Consider the following 503-nt stretch of genomic DNA (forward strand, 5'->3'; position numbering starts at 1 on the left):
GTTCGACCCCGACAAGGCGAAGTTCCACTTCCAGAAGTCAGGCCTGCTCGGCCAGTCCATCCCTGTGATCGCCTCCGAAGCCGCCACCTCGTCGATCGACATGGCGGTGATCATCCAGGCCGCGGGCGCCGACATCGGCATGAAGCTCGACGTACAGCGCGTTCCGTCGGATGGGTACTGGGACAACTACTGGCTCAAGGCGCCTGTCCATTTCGGCAACATCAATCCGCGCCCGACGCCGGACATCCTGTTCTCGCTCCTCTACGCTTCCAACGCGCCCTGGAACGAGAGCCAGTACAAGTCCGAGAAGTTCGACAAGCTGCTCGTCGAGGCGCGCGGCTCGCTCGACCAGGCCAAGCGCAAGGAAATCTACGGCCAGATGCAGGGCATGATCGCCGAAGAGGCCGGCACCATCATCCCGGCCTATATTTCCAACGTCGATGCCCTCTCCAGCAAGGTGAAGGGTTTGGAAGCCAACCCGCTCGGTGGCATGATGGGCTACG

At 62.0% G+C, this 503-nt stretch carries 1 pseudogene; it reads left to right on the forward strand.

Annotation, left to right across the window (positions count from 1 at the left end):
* Positions 1 to 503 (forward strand): annotated as a pseudogene (locus tag EN852_RS34965) (ABC transporter substrate-binding protein); the annotation flags it as partial.

This window comes from Mesorhizobium sp. M2E.F.Ca.ET.209.01.1.1 (genome assembly GCF_004010375.2).
In the GTDB taxonomy this organism is placed as follows: domain Bacteria; phylum Pseudomonadota; class Alphaproteobacteria; order Rhizobiales; family Rhizobiaceae; genus Mesorhizobium.